The sequence below is a fragment of the Pseudoduganella sp. jia 12 genome (assembly GCF_055502675.1).
This window is the reverse complement of sequence record NZ_JBUXKP010000012.1, coordinates 88,329-104,457: the sequence shown is the minus strand read 5'-3', so window position 1 is coordinate 104,457 and position 16,129 is coordinate 88,329. Positions and strand designations below refer to the sequence as shown.

Sequence of the window (16,129 nt, the reverse complement as noted above, 5' to 3'; positions counted from 1 at the left end):
GTCCCCTTAGGATGGTTGGCAGGGACGATTAAACGCTACCGCAGCCCATCCTTCTGTGCGCAGCCGTACACAGACTGGAACTTGTTGTCCTTTTGTTACTCAGGCATGAGCAAGCCCTTGCTCCACAATGTCGAGGCTTGCTCGAACGGGCCGGCGCCGGCGGCAAATACGCCGCCATGCGGCGCCAGCTGAAGCCAGGCCCGGGTATCGTGCGAGCCATGGCTGGCCGGCTGGTCGTCACGCACCTTGCGCATCCAGCCAACCACGTGGCCATACTGGGCCGGATGGCGGTGCTGCGTCCATGCCAGGGCTACCAGGTCGGAAAACCCTTCCTCGCGGCGCGTTTCACGCATCTGTTTCGACATCTCCAGCAACTCCGGCGTGGCGGCGGTTTCGTGCCCTGCCTCGGTAAACCCGGCCGGCAGCGCATGCCAGCGGCCCTGCGCGATACGCCAGCAATGGCCTACCTCATGGGCAGCCATTGCCTCGATCAGCACGTCACGCCGTTCATCGGCCACGCCGGCAAGGATCGTCTCCGCGTTCGGGTTGCCGCGCATCGACAGCACCAGCTTGCAGCGCCCGTCGGCGTATCCCATGGCCAGCGGCACGTCGTTCGGGCCAGCCTTCGGCTGCACGATGATATCGATCGGCAGGTTCAGCGACTTTGCATAGTCGAGCACGGGAGCCGCCGCGGCAAGCCAGCGGGTTTCCAGTGTGGTGAGCTGGGCGGCAAAAGCGGAGGTCGCGGACAGCGAAAACAGCAGTGCGGCGGTGGCAGCGCGGGCAGGGATAAAGGAAAACGTCGGCATGAATTTCTCCATCGGGAAGAATTACTATACATGCCGTACGGAAATTTGTTACCGGGAAATCGAGGCTGTTACAAAATATTTCCTTACCGAAATTTACAAGTTTGCAGGAAGCGCAATGGCCCTTGCGTCAAGAAGTATCGGTCTTTACAGCCGGCAATATTTAATTGCCATGCGTCGAGGTTGAGATATCGCAAAAGCATGCAGAATGCGCGACAGACAGCGCGGGGATTGGCAGGCCACGCGGCCTGCCATGGGGATTTAATTCGCTAGCAGTGCCGCGGCCGTCGGAAACGCCGGGCGGATATCGTTCGGAATCGACTTCATCCGGTCCAGCGCGCGGGCGATTTCAGGCCGGATCACGACGTACTTCGCCATCATGTCTTTGGCGCGGGTATAGTCGCCGGTGGCTTCGACCGTCAGGAATTCCCGGTCGAGATCGGTGACGGCCTGGCGGATCTTCGCGAAGTCCACGGAGAACGTGCCGTCGGCATGGGCGACGAAGCCGCCCTTGTCCAGCAGGTAGTTGACCTGGATCGCCATGCCGCGCGCATGCGAGCTGGAGAGGCCGAAATGCAGCGTGCGGAAAGCCGATGCCAGGAACGTCGTGTACAGCCTGCGTTCGGCCGCTTCCCCCTGCCCCAGTATGCTTTTCAGCTGGTCCTTCTCCATCATGGTCGCCAGCGCGTACAGGCCCGTAACGTCGGCCTTGGCTTCCTCGATCGTCGAGTACGTGTCCTTCAGGTCCTGGCGCGGCGTCGACTTGCCGCCCTGCGTGCTGTGGGGGCCCAGGCCGTGCGTGATTTCGTGCGCCAGGATGTGCGTGAAGAAGGAATCGAAGTCCAGGTCCTGCTGGTCCTGCGGCCGCAGCACGATCCGCGCGATCGGCGTGAGCGTGGCCTTGAACTTTGCTTCCTGCACGTTCTTGAGCATCACCCGCTTGGAACCGCGCTGGCTGATGATGCGCTCGTCGTTCGGCAGGTTGTAGGCGGCCGTCTGCACGCCCATGTTGCCGTCGCCGGCGCCGAACACCTGGTTGACGACGACCATCGGTGCCACCGCGCCCACTTTGGGGTTGCGGTATTGCGGATCGAGCGGCAGGCTGTCCTCGATTTCCTGCATGTGCTTTGCAAAGAAATCCAGCTTTGCCGTTTCGGCCTCGTCGCGGATGCTGACATAGGCTTCGAACGCGGCCTTGTAGCCGAACAGCTCGTCGTTATAGGTTTCGTAGGGGCCGATCGTCACGTCCACCGCCGAATCGAGGTCCATCCACGCGAGGTCGGACGGTAGATAGTCGTTCGACAGGAACGCGTCCGCCCGCAGGGTGAGGAATTTTTTCAGCGATGCGTTATCGGTGGCGGCCGCCGCATCCCTCAGCAGCGCCGCCAGCTTCGCGAGTTCGGGCCTGTATTCGTCGGCATATTTCACCGTGCGGAACTTGCCGTCCTTGCCGGCGCGGATCGTCGTGAAAAACCACTGGGCCTGCTGCCTGTCGGCCGGTGGCAAGCCGTTCATCCACTGTTCGAGCGATTGCTTCGTGGCGCCGGCGGGATAGAAATTCGCGCCTTCCGGCTTTTTGGGGGGGATCGCGACGCCACCGATGTGCGCGGGCAGGAACGAGGCGTTGCCGTCCAGGTTCGACCATGGCCCCTTGTTCAGCCAGAAGTAATCGGCACGCGCCTTGCCGAGCGGCGTCGTGTCCTTTTTCAGCGCGGCCCACAGCGCCTCGTTGTGCACCCAGCGCTGGCGCAGCTGCAGCGTGTCGATGACCTGCGCCGCCTCGATCAGCTTCGCGATCGCCTTGCGGTCGCCGGCCGACAGCTTCGACGTGTCGGCCTTCAGCTCGACGGGCGCGAACCGCTGCGTCATCCGGTTCAATTCGGCCACGCCGGGCGGCGCCGCCATCGCCGTCGCGGCCGACACGGCCAGTACCATCGGGAGCAGGAGATTCTTCATGGGCATACCTCTTTGGAATGAAGCGCCCATTGTATGCCCGCGTCCCGTGATACCGGGCCGGCCGGCAAGGGACTTATTCGACTTCGGTAACGAACTGCTCGCGCGGCCGGCGCACTTTCGGCAGGTTCACGAGCCAGTCGCCATCCTCGGCGCGATACCCCAGCGGCAGCATCGCCACGCTCTTCAGGCCACGTGCATGCAAGCCGAGGATGTCGTCCACGGCGGCCGGATCGAAGCCTTCCATCGGCACGCTGTCCACTTCCTCGAACGCGGCCGCGATCAGCGCCGCGCCCAGGCCCAGGAAGGCCTGCCGGGCGGTATGGCTGAAGTTCACCTCGGCGCCGCGCTGCGGGTATGTGGCGAGCAGCTGCTGGCGGTAGGCTTCCCAGCCTTCGTTGCGGAAACCGCGCACTTCGTTCGTGTAGTCGAACATCTGGTTGATGCGCTCGGGCGTGTAGTCGTCCCATGCGGCGAACACGAGCAGGTGCGAACCGTCGACGACCTGCTGCTGGTTCCACGCCACCTCGGCGATGCGCTTGCGGATGGCCGGATTCGTCACCAGCAGGATTTCATACGGCTGCAGGCCGCTGGACGTGGGCGCCAGGCGGGCCGCCTCGATGATGCGCTCGACCTTGTCCGCCGGCACCGGACGGCTTGGGTCCATTTTCTTGGTGGCGTAGCGCCACTGCAGTTTTTCCAGTAATGGCATGGTTAATTTCCTTTGTGGGTGAATGAAGCCATTGTATTTTTCGCCGAAGCGCCGATAAACTGGCCCTTCGACAAATCATCTGTTCTTGAAAGGCTAAAATGGCGCGCCGTTTCGATCACCTGGCCGACGTGGAGGCATTGCTGCGCGTCGTCGACGAAGGTTCGCTGACGAATGCCGCCGTCGTCCTCGGCACGACGCCCTCGGTGCTCAGCCGCGCAATCGCCCGCCTGGAAGCGCGGCTCGGCACGCAACTGCTGCGCCGCACGACACGCAGCCAGGGGCTGACGGACGCCGGCCGCATCTATGTGGACGAGGCGCGGCAGGCTTTCGCGCTGGTCGAGAAAGCCGAGCAGGCCATCAGCGGCAGCGCGCCGCACGAGGAACTGGCGGGCCGCGTGCGCCTCAGCGTGCCCACCAGCTATGCCCACTGCCGGCTGGCGCCCATGCTGGCCACGTTCGCGCAGCGCCATCCGCGCGTGCATGTGGAACTGAACATCACGAACCGCAACGTGGACCTGGCGGCCGAAGGCTACGACATGGCGATCCGCTCCGGCCCGCTGCCGGACAGCAGCATGGTCGCCCGCAAGCTCGAGGACGGGGCGATGATCCTCGTGGCCTCGCCCGGCTATGTGCGCACCGCCGGGCCGCTCGACACGTTCGACGACCTGCGGCGCCAGCGCTGCATCGCCTTCGTGCGCCCCAGCACGGGGCGCGTGATCCCGTGGATGCTGCGTGTCGACGGCAAGGATGTGGACTGGCCGCCCACGCCTGCCATCACCGTGTCCGACGACGTGATGGGCGTCGTCACGCTGGCCGCGCAGGGCCTGGGCATCACGATCTGCGCGGCGCTGATGGCCACCGAAGCCATTGCGGCGGGCCGGCTCGTGCCGGTGCTGCCAGCGCTGTCCGGGCGCATGCGCGCCTTCTCTCTCGTCTATGCGCCGCACCGCGGCCTCTCGCCTGCCGCGCGGGCATTGATCGAGATGCTGGCCGAGGAAACCGCGCAGCGCACGTGAGCTTACTGCCCCGGCGCCTGTGCCAGCTGCCCCAGCCTGCCTTCGGGCTGCCAGCCGGCACCCAGTGCGCGGGCCACCGACACGGCGGCCAGCAGCCGCTGCGTGTCGATCTGCGCGGCGGCCCGATCGGCCGCCAGGGCGCTGCGCTGCGCATCCGTCACGTCGAGGTAGGTGGACAGGCCGCGCTCGTAGCGGGCCCTTGCCACCAGGTAGGCGCGGCCGGCCGCTTCGCGCGATACCGCCTGCGCCTTGCCCTGCCGCTCGCGCTGCTGCACGTCGGACAGCGCATCTTCCACTTCGCGCAATGCCGTCAGCAGCCGGTCCTGGTGGTTCGCCACGGCTTCGTCATAGCGCGCCTGCGCCGCGGCCAGGTTGGCCTTGTTGCGGCCGCCATCGAGGACCGGCAGCGACAGCGCCAGCGGGCCGAAGCTGAACTGGCGCGAGCCGCCCTTGGCGATCTCGGACAGGCTCTCGGACGCGAAGCCGAAATTGCCCGTGAGGCTCAGCGTGGGATACAGCGCGCCCTCGGCCACGCCGATATTCGCATTGGCCGCCTTCAGCGTGGCCACGCTTTGCGCCAGGTCCGGCCGCTGCGCCAGCAGGCTGGCCGGCAGGCCGACGGGGATCGCCGGCGGCCGCGGCAGGCCGGCACTTGCCGTCTCCAGCACGGTCGACGACGGCGATGCGCCCAGCAGCACGGCCAGGCCATGTTCCAGCGCGTTGCGCTGGCGCTGCGCTTCTTCCAGGTCGGCTTCGGCATTGGCGCGTTCGATCTTCGCGCGCGACGTGTCGAGTTCGTTCGACAGGCCGGCATCGAAGCGCGCGTTCACCAGTTCCTCGGTTTCGCGGCGCGTATCGAGTGCGCCGCGCAGGATGCCGATTTCCGCGTCGAGCCCGCGCAGTTGCCAGTAAGTCGTTGCGACCTGCGACGTCAGCATCAGCATCACGCCATCGCGGTCGGCCTGTGCGGCCAGTGCCTGCGCATCGGCTGCTTCCACGGCGCGGCGCACGCGGCCCAGCAAGTCGAGTTCGTACGAGAACGACGAGCCGATCGAATAGTTGTTGCCGGCGACGGCGCGGCGGCCCAGCGCGATGCCCTGCGCCGTGTTGGCCGATGTGCGCGTGTTCGAGACACCGGCATTCACGTTCAACTGCGGCCGTTCGCCGGCGCGCGTGACGCCCAGTTGCGCCTCGGCCTGCAGCAGGCGCTGCGCCGCCGCCTTCACCGTGGGGCTGTCGGCCAGCGCCTGCTGCTCGAGCCGGTTCAGTGTCTCGTCGCCGAACACGCTCCACCACTGCCGTGGCAGGCTTGCCGCGGCATCAACACCTTGCGGCAGGCGTGCCGCGGCATCCGCGGCATCCGCGGCATCCACGGCTCGGGGCGCATGGCGGAAGTTCGCGTCCGCCACGCCGGCCGGCGCCTTGAAGTCGTTGCCGACGGTGGCGCAGCCGGACAGGAACAGCACGGCGGAGGCAACCGCCACGGTGATGCTTTGCTTGATGAACATGGTGTGACCTTTGTGTATTTGTCTCAGTGGCCGCCGCCGCCGGCACCCGATGGCGATTTCACATTGTCCGACAGCCAGAGGATGGCGATGCAGGACAGCAGGATGCCGCCGACGATGAAGAAGCCGTCGTTGTAGGCCATCACGAACGCTTCGCGCCGCACGATGCCGTCGATCGCTTTCAATGCCTTGTCCGCCGCGTTGACCGGATCGAAGCCCTGGCCGATGAAGGCCTGCGTCATCTGGTCCAGCCGCTGCTGCGTGGCCAGCGAGTAGCTGGTGATCGATTCACCCAGCCGCGCCGAGTGGAAGTGTTCGCGCGTCGACAGCGCGGTGGCCAGCAGCGCGATGCCGATCGAGCCGCCCAGGTTGCGCGTCATGTTGAACAGGCTCGATGCGGAAGGCATGTCCTTCGGCGCGATGCCGTTCATGGCGAAGTTCGACAGGGTCAGCATCACGAACGGCTGGCCCAGCGCGCGGATGATCTGCGACAGCATCAGCTGGTCGTAGCCCGTGCTCGCGTCCATGTAGGCGTTCATCAGGCACGAGCCGCCGAACAGCAGCAGGCCGAACGAGCACAGGATGCGGTTGTCGATCTTCGACGACAGCTTGGCCACGAACGGCATGATGAACAGCTGTGGCAGGCCCACCCACATGATCACTTCGCCGATCTGCATCGGCGAATAGCCGGCGATCTGGCCGAGGAACAGCGGCAGCAGGAACGACGAGCCGTACAACCCCATGCCCATGACCGCCGACAGCACGGTGGCGACGAGGAAGTTGCGCTGTCCATACAGGCCCAGGTTGACGAACGGCTGTTCGCGCATCGCGCTCGTCACGATCCAGCCCAGCAGGCCGACCAGCGCCATGGCGGCGAAGGCGACGATGAAGCCGGAATCGAACCAGTCCTTGCTGTTGCCTTCTTCCAGGAAGATCGTCAGGCAGCCCAGGCCCATCGCCATGAACGCGATGCCCAGCCAGTCGGCGTTCCACAACTGGTCGAGCTGCCATTTTTCCTTGTCCAGGCCATAGGCGATGCCCGCCATCAGCAGCACGCCCGGCACCCAGTTGATGTAGAAGATCGACGGCCAGCCATACAGCTCGGAAAGGTAGCCGCCCAGCGTGGGGCCCATGGCCGGCGCCAGCGTGGCCGTGAGGCCGAACAGCGCCATGCCGGCCGCGCGTTTCGACGGCGGCAGCTTGGTCATCACCAGCGTCATCGCCATCGGGATCAGCGCGCCGCCCGTGAAGCCCTGGGCCATGCGGAACACGATCATGCTTTCCAGGTTCCAGGCAAAGCCGCACAACGTGGAAAACACGAGGAACAATCCCGTGGTGCCCATCATGTAGCCGCGCAGCGAGAACACGCGCGTCAGCAGGGCCGTCAGCGGAATGACGATGATCTCGGCCACCAGATAGGCCGTGGAGATCCACGAACCCTCTTCCTGCGTGGCCGACAGCGAGCCGAGGATGTCCTTCAGCGACGAATTGGTGATCTGGATGTCCAGCACCGCCATGAACGCGCCCAGCATGCCCGCGGCCACGGCGATCCAGGTGCGGCCGGACACCGCGCCGCTGGCCTGGCCATAGGCCAGGGCGCCGGGCGGGCTGCCGGTCAGGGTTTGCGTGCTCATTGGATGTGCCGCTTAGTGAACTTGCGGCTGCACTCGGGAAGCGGCCTGCGCATGCTGCGGCGCTTCGTCGCCGATCGCCACTTCGGCGATCACCGACATGCCGGGCACGAGGCGGCCGGCCAGCGCTTTCCGGTCCTTCTCGTCCAGCGTGATCTTCACCGGCACACGCTGCACGATCTTCGTGAAGTTGCCGGTGGCGTTATCGGCCGGCAGCAGCGCGAACTGGTTGCCCGAGGCGGGCGAGAAGCTGTCGACGTGACCGGTGAGTTCCCGGCCCGGCAGCGCATCGACGCTGATGTGCACCGGCTGGCCCACGTGCATGTCGGCCAGTTGCGTTTCCTTGAAGTTCGCGGTGACCCACACGTCGTCCTGCACCAGCGCCGCCAGCTGCTGGCCGGGCGACACGCGCTGGCCCACTTCGATGTTGCGCTTGCCGACACGGCCGCCGACCGGCGCGACGATGGTGTTGTAGGCGAGCTGCTGTTCGGCTTCCTTCAATTGCACTTTCAGCACGTCGATCTGCGCCTTCAGCACGTCGCGCGCGGACGTGGCGGCGGCGATCTGCGCCTTCGCGGCGCTGACGCTGTCCTTGCGGGCCGCCAGGTCGGCCACCGCGCTGGCGCGGCCGGCATTGGCGGCATCGAGTTCCGCCTTCGACACGGCCTTCATCTGGCTCGTGTACAGCTGGCCATAGCGCTCGGCATCCTGCGTGGCGCGCACCAGCAGCGCTTCGGACTGTTTTACCTGGGCGGCGGTGGCGCTGGCCTGGGCCTTCACCTGGGCGACCTGGGCATCGGCCTGCAGCACCTGCGTTTCGGCGCTGGCGATCTGGGCGCGGATCTGCTCCACCTTCACGCGCTGGTCGAACGGATCCAGTTCGGCGATCACGTCGCCCGCCTTCACGTACTGGTTATCGTCGATCAGCACTTTCGTGACGGTGCCGGCGATGCGCGACGACACCGGGTGCACGTGGCCGGCCACGTAGGCGTTTTCCGTCTCCACGAAGTGCGCGCTGCGATACCACATGCGGCCGCCGCCCGCGATGGCCGCGACGGCGATCAGGCCGGCCACGACCAGCACGCGGCGGTTCGGCTTTTTCGCCGGCGCTGCCGCCTGGGGGGTGGCTGTCGATTCGGCGCCCAGCACTTTTTGTTCTGCCTGGTTGGACATGGAAAACGCTCCGAGAAATGAAATGAAATGAGTTGAGCGCATTATTCGTCATTAGATGCTTGAAGTCAAGAAATGAAACGGTTGCATTTCATTTCCGGCTGGAATAAAGTGGCGTCATCTGATAGCCTCCGCGGTACTCCCACTACCTTCCGCCTATGTCCGACGAGCACACTTCCGCCGATTCCCCCTGCCCGATCGCCCGCGGCGCCGGGCGCCCGCGCGCCTGCGACGCGGAAGCTCGCACGCAAGAACTGATGGGCGCCGCCGCCGAGCTGTTCCTGGAAAAAGGTTATGCAAAGGTCAGCCTGGACATGATCGCGCGCCGGGCCCGCGTGGCGGTGCGGACGATCTATGTGAAGTTCGGCGGCAAGAGTGGCCTGTTCCGGGAAATCCTGAAGTCCGGCCGCGACGTCTACTTCGAGTCGATGGAAGATCTGGAAACGAACCCGCGCCCGATCCGCGAAGTCCTTGTCGATTTCGGCATGCGGGTGCATGAACTGATGTCGTCCGACGGGGCCATCAAGCTGCACCGCATGGTGATCGCCGAGGCGCACCACGATCCCGAACTCGCCGAAGCTTTCTTCGAATCGGGCCCGCAGCAGACCCGCCTTGCACTGCAGCGCTATTTTTCGCGGCCCGACGTGCGTGCCCAGCTGCGCGACCTCCCCGCCGAGCAGTTGGCCGTGCACCTGATGAACTGCCTGATGGGCGACCTGCTGAAGCGTTACCTGTTCGCCTCGCACGTTCCCGTTCCGCCTGGCGACGCATCGCTCGTCGAAGGGCGTGTCGACCTTTTCCTGCATGGCGCCAGGGCTTGACGCGCATGTGAAATTCGCCTGGCACTCACTTGACACCTGCGCGCCGGTAACTCATCCTTGGTGACCATTGCTTGGTGCGCTAACGCACTGAGTGTATGCTGGCGGGCAGGGATAATGTTGTCCTTAAGACTATAAATTGCAGGGAGGCTTTATGAGCAAGTTTGACAGGCTGGAATGGACGCAGAAAGTAGCTGCGCTCAACGAGCGCATTCGCGGTTTCCAGGCAAATCCCAGCGAGGAACAACTCGAGTTGGCCATCAACGAATTGCGTGACTATGCCGCCGCCGCCAGTGCCGGCATGGAAATCCCGCCGCGCTTCATCGCCAGCTAAGCAAGATCCAGCCAGCACACCCAAACCCGGGACAGACCCCTGTTTCAAGGAAATTTCTTGAAAACAGGGTCTGTCCCGGGTTTTTTTATTGCTGAAAAACAGTAGCGGGAGCGGATTTTTCGTAATTGACACGGCATCGGCCTTGCGGTCTAATGTCCAGCACTGCATGAAATCGTTTTCATGGATTTTCCCCTACTCTTCCAGCAGACAAGACAATGACCGACAAACTGCAATTTCCGCCTTCGTTCACGTGGGGCGTGGCCACCAGCTCGTTCCAGATCGAAGGTGGCGCCACTGCCGATGGCAAGGGCCCTTCCATCTGGGATACGTTCAGCCACACACCCGGCAAGGTGATCGATGGCAGCAATGGCGACGTGGCGTGCGATCACTATCACCGCTATGCGGAAGATGTCGGCATCATGGCTGACCTTCACGTGGACGCCTATCGCTTCTCGATGGCCTGGGCACGCGTGCAGCCTGCCGGCAAGGGCGCCTGGAACGAAGCCGGCTTTGCCTTCTACGAACGCCTGCTGGACGAGCTGGACAAGAAAAATATCGCTGCGCACGTCACGCTGTACCACTGGGACCTGCCGCAAGGCCTGCAGGATGAAGGCGGCTGGCTGAACCGCGATACCGCCTACCACTTCGCCGAGTATGCCGCCGAAGTGGCGCGCCGCTTCGGTAATCGCGTGAAAACGATTGCAACGCACAACGAGCCGTGGTGCACGGCGAACCTCGGCTACGGCAACGCGCAATTCGCGCCGGGCGTGGCGGACGTGAAGCAGTCGGTACAGGTATCGCACCACCTGCTGCTGTCGCACGGACTGGCGATGACGGCGATGCGCGCCGTGGGCGGCTCCGCCCAGCTGGGCATCGTGCTGAACCAGTGGACCGCCGACGCGGCCACCGACAGCCAGGCCGACCGCGATCTCGCCGCGTGGGAATATGCCCGCTCGGTGCAATGGTTCATGGACCCGATCTTCAAGGGCCATTATCCGGAATACGCGCTGCGCGGCCATGGTGCGAACGCGCCGGACGTGCAGGAAGGCGACTTCGGCATCATCCGCCAGCCGATCGACTTCCTTGGCGTGAACTACTACTTCCGTTCGTTCTGCAGCGCCGAAACGCCACCGCGCCAGGCCCCGGCCGCGCTGGGCACCACGGACATGGGCTGGGAAATCTATCCGCAAGGCCTGACGGAACTGCTGGTCAAGCTGAAGGGCGAATACGACCTGCCGCCGATCTATATCACCGAGAACGGCATGGCCAATCCCGACCACCAGGTGGTCGAAGGGCGCGTGGCCGATGCCAAACGCATCGACTATGTGGAGCGCCACCTGGCCGCGCTGAAGGAAGCGATGGACGCGGGCGTGGACGTGCAAGGCTACTTCCTGTGGAGCCTGCTGGACAACTTCGAGTGGAACTCGGGCTACGCCAAGCGTTTCGGCATCATCCACGTGGATTACGCGACCCAGAAGCGTACGCCGAAGGACAGCGCGCTGTGGTATCGCGAATTCATCGACATGCAACGCCGCTGATGGTGGAAAAAGCGGCATTGTTGGCGCTATCATGATGAGTACAGCGTGACGGGCACAGCGGCAATATAGCCCGCGTGCACGACCCAAGACAGGAGACGACATGAACACGAAAGCCGCCGCGCCGGGTACCCTCCCCGGCAATGGCACGACGGGCACGACGGGCGCCGCCGCCCCCGGGCGCCGGGCCAGCCCGCTGCTGTGGGTGCCGACCGGGTATTTCACGATGGCGCTCGCCTATGTCATGCTCACCAGCGTGACGGCGATCATGTTCAAGAACCTGGGCATGGACAACGGCAAGGCGGCCGAATATGCGAGCTACCTGATCCTGGCCTACACGATCAAGCCGCTGTTCGCGCCGTTCGTGGAAATGTACCGCACGAAGAAATTCTTCGTGCTGTGCGCGCAGCTGATCGTGGGCGTCGGTTTCGGCCTCGTGGCGCTGGCGATGTCCCTGCCCGGCTACATGGCGATCATGATCGGGCTGTTCATCGTGCTGTCGTTCGTGGGCGCCACGCAGGACATCGCGTGCGACGGCGTCTACGTGACGGCGCTCGACACGCGCACGCAGTCGCTGTACTGCGGCATCCAGAGCCTGTCGTGGAACGTCGGCCCGATCGTCGCTTCCGGTGGCATGGTCTACCTGTCCGGCTGGCTGCACGTCAATGTCTTCGGCCACGATCCGAAGGTCTTCGGCGAAGCCTGGATCGACAGCTGGCGCATCGTGTTCTTCATCGTGGCGGGCATCACGCTGGTGATGTCGGTATGGCACCTGCGCACGATGCCCGAGGGTTCCAGGGCGGAAAACGCACCCGCGTCGATCGGGCAGGCTTTGACCATCCTGTGGGATTCGTTCGTCACGTTCTTCCAGAAGCGCGACGTGTGGCTGATGGTGGGCTTTGCCTTCCTGTTCCGCCTCTCGATCGGCCTGCTGGAAAAGATCGGCCCGTTCTTCATGGTCGACCCGGTGGCCAAGGGTGGCCTCGGGCTGTCCAACGAACTGCTGGGCATCGTGTACGGCACTTATGGACTGGTGGCGGTGCTGGTCGGCTCGCTGCTCGGCGGCTTCTTCGTGGCGAAGCGGGGCTTGAAGCCCACGCTGTTCGTGCTGTGCTGCGCCGTCAACATCCCGAACGTGACGTTCCTGCTGATGGCGATGTACCAGCCAACGAGCCTGGTCGCGATCAGCGCCGGCGTGGCGATCGAGAAATTCTTCTACGGCTTCGGTTCCGTGGGCTTCATGATCTACCTGATGCAGCAGCTCGCACCGGGCAAGTATTCGACCACCCACTATGCGTTCGGTACCGGCCTGATGGGGCTGTGCATGATGGTGACGGGCGCCGTGTCCGGCCACCTGCAGGAATGGATGGGGTATGTCAATTACTTCTGGTTCGTGATGGCGGCCACGATTCCATCGTTCCTCGTGACCTGGTTCGCGCCGTTCCACCACAAGGAAGGGTGATGCCCCTCCCCTCGCATTTTCGTCAGTTCCTGCGGAAATGCGAGGCCAGCAGTTCGTAGTCCTCCGGCGCTTCGAACAGCGCTGGATCCGGTTCGCTGCGGTCGAGTTCCGACAGTTCGACGGTCGACTCGCCGAAGCGCGGGTCGCTGTGCTTGCGGTACAGCGATAGTTTCAGCTCTTCGGCATACCAGACTTCGCTGGTCGCCTCGATGTTTTCGCCCTCCCTGCCCACCTGGTGCCGCGTGACCAGGCCGGTTGCCGCCACCCCTTCGATATCGCGCCGGCCCAGCTGCTCCACGACAGGGCGCGCCCTGCTGGCCGGCATGCGGCCAGCCTCCCTGTCGAGTGCGGGCGCCTGGCGGTCCGCGCCGCCCGATACCAGTCCGTTCTTGTGATCGAGGAAGATCGTGGCGCCATCTGCGCCGGTGATGACCGAGTGATCGAGCTCGCCATCGCCATCGAGCGTATCCCGGCGCGTCCTGCCGGCACTGTCGCGGTACAGCCGCGTGACCGTCTGCCGGGTGAACTCGTCGCCATCCGCCAGCAGGCGGACGATCGTCACCGTCTGGATGGCGCTGTACGGCCGCTCGGTGACCAGCGAACGGTTTGACTGCTGGGCTTTCTGGACGGCAGGCGCCGGGCCTGCATCGTTGGCGGAGCATGCATTGGCCGACACGAGGCCGGCCAGCAGTACCATGAGGATGCGCTTGTCCATAGGTGCCTTTCAGAATGAATGACAGCAGGCGAATGCGGTGCGGCGTTCCATGCTACACCTGGCGCTGTCATCGAAACGCACGAATGCCCATGGTGCCAACCGGATGAGTCCGGGAGGCTGAGCTCACGGCCCGAGGAAGTCGTCCAGCTCCTTGATCCGCTGTTCCGCACGTTTCTGCATGCACCCGATGTGCACCAGGTTGCGCATGGTGCCGCCGGCGTAGTACTCGTAGGCGGCATCGCAGTCGGCTTCGCGGAACTTGATCCATGCGCGCTGCGCCGCGACGAGCTTCTTGCGCGTTTCCGGATGATCGTCGTCGCGCCGTTCGAGTTCCTTGAGCACCTTCTGGTAAGTGCTGTTGAGCTTTACCTCGACCGCTTTCTGCTCCCTGGCGGCGCATTCGTTGAGATCGGTCGTGGCGAACGCCTTGTCGCAATCGATCGCCCAGGCGCTGGAGATCGTCAGCAGGATCGTTCCCGCTCCGATGGCGATGTTCTTCATGGTCCCTCCTGTTCGATGATGATGTGCAAGCATAGCGGAGCGGCACCGGTGCGGCATCGCGACGGATGAAAAAACGCCACCCGAAGGTGGCGTTGTGTGCTGCGGAAAGCGAAGGATCAGCGCTTGCGCACCGGCGGCAGGTCGGTGCAGACCCCTTCGTACACCTCGGCGGCCATGCCGATCGACTCGCCCAGCGTCGGGTGCGGGTGGATCGTCTTGCCGATGTCGGTGCCGTCGGCGCCCATCTCGATCGCCAGGGCGATCTCGCCGATCATGTCGCCGGCGTGCGTGCCGACGATGGTGCCGCCCACGATGCGGTGCGTTTCGGCGTCGAACAGCACTTTCGTGAAGCCTTCGTCACGGCCGTTGGCCACGGCGCGGCCGGAAGCGGCCCATGGGAAGTGGCCCTTCTCGACCTTGATGCCCTTGGCCTTCGCTTCGTCTTCCGTCAGGCCGACCCACGCCACTTCCGGATCGGTATAGGCGACGGACGGGATCACGGTGGCGTCGAAGTGCGACTTCTGGCCCACGGCCGCTTCGGCGGCCACGTGGCCTTCGTGCACGGCCTTGTGCGCCAGCATCGGCTGGCCCACCAGGTCGCCGATGGCGAAGATGTGCGGCACGTTGGTGCGCATCTGGCTGTCGACGTTGATGAAGCCGCGGTCGGTCACCTGCACGCCCGCCTTGTCGGCGGCGATCTTCTTGCCGTTCGGGCTGCGGCCCACGGCCACGAGGACCATGTCGTAGATCTGCGGTGCCGGTGCGGTGGCGCCGGCTTCGGCCGCCTCGAACGTGACCTTGATGCCTTCCGGCAGCGCTTCCACGCCGACGGTCTTCGTCTTGGTCATGATGTTGTCGAAGCGGTGCGCGTTGTACTTCTGCCAGATCTTGACGGCATCGCGGTCGGCGCCCTGCATCAGGCCATCCATCATTTCGACCACGTCGATGCGCGCGCCGAACGTGGAATACACGGTGGCCATTTCCAGGCCGATGATGCCGCCGCCGATCACCAGCATGCGCTTCGGCATGAAGCGCAGTTCCAGCGCGCCGGTCGAATCGACGATGCGCGGATCTTCCGGCACAAAGGGAAGCTTCACCACGGCGGAACCGGCGGCGATGATCGCCTGCTTGAACTGCACGACCTTCTTGACGCCGTCGGCGCCGGTGACTTCGATGTGGTTCGGGCTGACGAACTGGCCCACGCCCTGCACCACCTGCACCTTGCGCGCCTTGGCCATGCCGGACAGGCCGCCGGTCATCTTCGAGATCACGCCTTCCTTGTACGCGCGCACTTCGTCGATGTCCACTTCGGGCCTGGCGAACTTCACGCCATGCTTGCCCAGGTGCGACGTTTCATCGATCACGGAAGCCAGGTGCAGCAGCGCTTTCGACGGAATGCAGCCCACGTTCAGGCACACGCCGCCCAGCGTTGCATAGCGCTCGACGATCACGGTGTTCTGGCCCAGGTCCGCGGCGCGGAACGCGGCCGAGTAGCCGCCGGGGCCGCCGCCCAGCACCATCATGTCGCACTGGATGTCGACATTGCCGGTGTAGGAGCCGGCTGCCGACGCGGGGCCGGAAGCCGGCGCGGAAGCCGGCGCCGCCACGGCGGGGCCGCCATACACAGGCGCGGCCTGCCCTGGCGCTTCGCCCTTTTCCTCGGGCTTGGCAACCGGCGAGGCCGGCACGCCAGCCGAAGCGGATGCAGGTGCGGGTGCCGAAGCCCCTGCAGACTCTTCCAGCAACAGCAGCGGCGAGCCTTCGGACACCTTGTCGCCCACCTTGATCTTCAGTTCCTTGATCACGCCGGCGTGCGTGGCCGGAATCTCCATGGAAGCCTTGTCCGACTCCACGGTGGCGATCGACTGGTCGACCTTGATCGTGTCGCCCACCTTGACGATCAGTTCGATGACTTCGACTTCCTTGAAGTCGCCGATGTTCGGTACTTTTACCTCAACAATACTCATGTGG

General features: G+C 64.7%; 15 protein-coding genes. 6 read left to right on the top strand and 9 right to left on the bottom strand.

Annotation, left to right across the window (positions count from 1 at the left end):
- Positions 1-95 precede the first annotated feature (95 nt).
- Positions 96-809, bottom strand: a complete 714-nt coding sequence (locus tag ACY65G_RS24280; RefSeq protein ID WP_464999861.1) for a hypothetical protein — start codon at positions 807-809, stop codon at positions 96-98.
- On the opposite strand from ACY65G_RS24280, the gene ACY65G_RS24275 reads away from it, so the two are divergent.
- Positions 808-993: a hypothetical protein gene (locus ACY65G_RS24275; protein WP_464999860.1), complete on the top strand. Its 186-nt coding sequence runs from the start codon at positions 808-810 to the stop codon at positions 991-993. The two genes, ACY65G_RS24280 and ACY65G_RS24275, sit on opposite strands and share 2 nt — an antisense overlap.
- Before the next feature lie 74 nt (positions 994-1,067).
- Here the strand turns inward: ACY65G_RS24275 and ACY65G_RS24270 are convergent, their stop codons facing one another.
- Complete coding sequence (locus ACY65G_RS24270; protein ID WP_464999859.1) at positions 1,068-2,762, bottom strand: dipeptidyl-peptidase 3 family protein; 1,695 nt, start codon at positions 2,760-2,762, stop codon at positions 1,068-1,070.
- Positions 2,763-2,835: 73 nt separating this feature from the next.
- Positions 2,836-3,471: an NAD(P)H-dependent oxidoreductase gene (locus ACY65G_RS24265; RefSeq protein WP_464999858.1), complete on the bottom strand. Its 636-nt coding sequence runs from the start codon at positions 3,469-3,471 to the stop codon at positions 2,836-2,838.
- A gap of 98 nt (positions 3,472-3,569) precedes the next feature.
- On the opposite strand from ACY65G_RS24265, the gene ACY65G_RS24260 reads away from it, so the two are divergent.
- Positions 3,570-4,487 carry a LysR family transcriptional regulator gene (locus ACY65G_RS24260; protein ID WP_464999857.1) on the top strand — a complete coding sequence of 306 codons (918 nt, stop codon included), beginning with the start codon at positions 3,570-3,572 and terminating at the stop codon, positions 4,485-4,487.
- A gap of 2 nt (positions 4,488-4,489) precedes the next feature.
- Here the strand turns inward: ACY65G_RS24260 and ACY65G_RS24255 are convergent, their stop codons facing one another.
- The 3 genes from ACY65G_RS24255 to ACY65G_RS24245 are packed head-to-tail and all read right to left on the bottom strand — an operon-like array spanning position 4,490 to position 8,796.
- Entirely contained in the window at positions 4,490-5,995 is a 1,506-nt protein-coding gene (locus ACY65G_RS24255; RefSeq protein ID WP_464999856.1) for an efflux transporter outer membrane subunit, read from the bottom strand.
- Positions 5,996-6,018: 23 nt separating this feature from the next.
- A complete protein-coding gene (locus tag ACY65G_RS24250; protein ID WP_464999855.1) occupies positions 6,019-7,626 on the bottom strand; it encodes a DHA2 family efflux MFS transporter permease subunit in 1,608 nt (535 codons plus the stop codon).
- Between the two features lie 12 nt (positions 7,627-7,638).
- A complete protein-coding gene (locus ACY65G_RS24245; protein WP_464999854.1) occupies positions 7,639-8,796 on the bottom strand; it encodes an HlyD family secretion protein in 1,158 nt (385 codons plus the stop codon).
- Positions 8,797-8,951: 155 nt separating this feature from the next.
- On the opposite strand from ACY65G_RS24245, the gene ACY65G_RS24240 reads away from it, so the two are divergent.
- From ACY65G_RS24240 to ACY65G_RS24225, 4 genes are all read left to right on the top strand, one after another.
- Positions 8,952-9,614 carry a TetR/AcrR family transcriptional regulator gene (locus ACY65G_RS24240; RefSeq protein ID WP_464999853.1) on the top strand — a complete coding sequence of 221 codons (663 nt, stop codon included), beginning with the start codon at positions 8,952-8,954 and terminating at the stop codon, positions 9,612-9,614.
- A 151-nt stretch (positions 9,615-9,765) separates the two neighbouring features.
- Positions 9,766-9,945, top strand: coding sequence for a hypothetical protein (locus ACY65G_RS24235; protein WP_464999852.1), 180 nt, complete (start codon positions 9,766-9,768; stop codon positions 9,943-9,945).
- A gap of 215 nt (positions 9,946-10,160) precedes the next feature.
- Positions 10,161-11,483 (top strand): GH1 family beta-glucosidase, encoded by a 1,323-nt coding sequence (locus ACY65G_RS24230; RefSeq protein ID WP_464999851.1) that lies wholly within the window; start codon positions 10,161-10,163, stop codon positions 11,481-11,483.
- A gap of 223 nt (positions 11,484-11,706) precedes the next feature.
- Positions 11,707-12,942 (top strand): MFS transporter, encoded by a 1,236-nt coding sequence (locus ACY65G_RS24225; RefSeq protein ID WP_464999977.1) that lies wholly within the window; start codon positions 11,707-11,709, stop codon positions 12,940-12,942.
- A 22-nt stretch (positions 12,943-12,964) separates the two neighbouring features.
- Here the strand turns inward: ACY65G_RS24225 and ACY65G_RS24220 are convergent, their stop codons facing one another.
- From ACY65G_RS24220 to lpdA, 3 genes are all read right to left on the bottom strand, one after another.
- Entirely contained in the window at positions 12,965-13,657 is a 693-nt protein-coding gene (locus tag ACY65G_RS24220; RefSeq protein WP_464999850.1) for a hypothetical protein, read from the bottom strand.
- Between the two features lie 123 nt (positions 13,658-13,780).
- The gene (locus ACY65G_RS24215) at positions 13,781-14,158 is read right to left on the bottom strand and encodes a lysozyme inhibitor LprI family protein (RefSeq protein WP_464999849.1); all 378 of its coding nucleotides are present in this window, start codon (positions 14,156-14,158) and stop codon (positions 13,781-13,783) included.
- A gap of 116 nt (positions 14,159-14,274) precedes the next feature.
- Complete coding sequence (lpdA, locus tag ACY65G_RS24210; protein WP_464999848.1) at positions 14,275-16,125, bottom strand: dihydrolipoyl dehydrogenase; 1,851 nt, start codon at positions 16,123-16,125, stop codon at positions 14,275-14,277.
- Between the last annotated feature and the right edge of the window lie 4 nt (positions 16,126-16,129).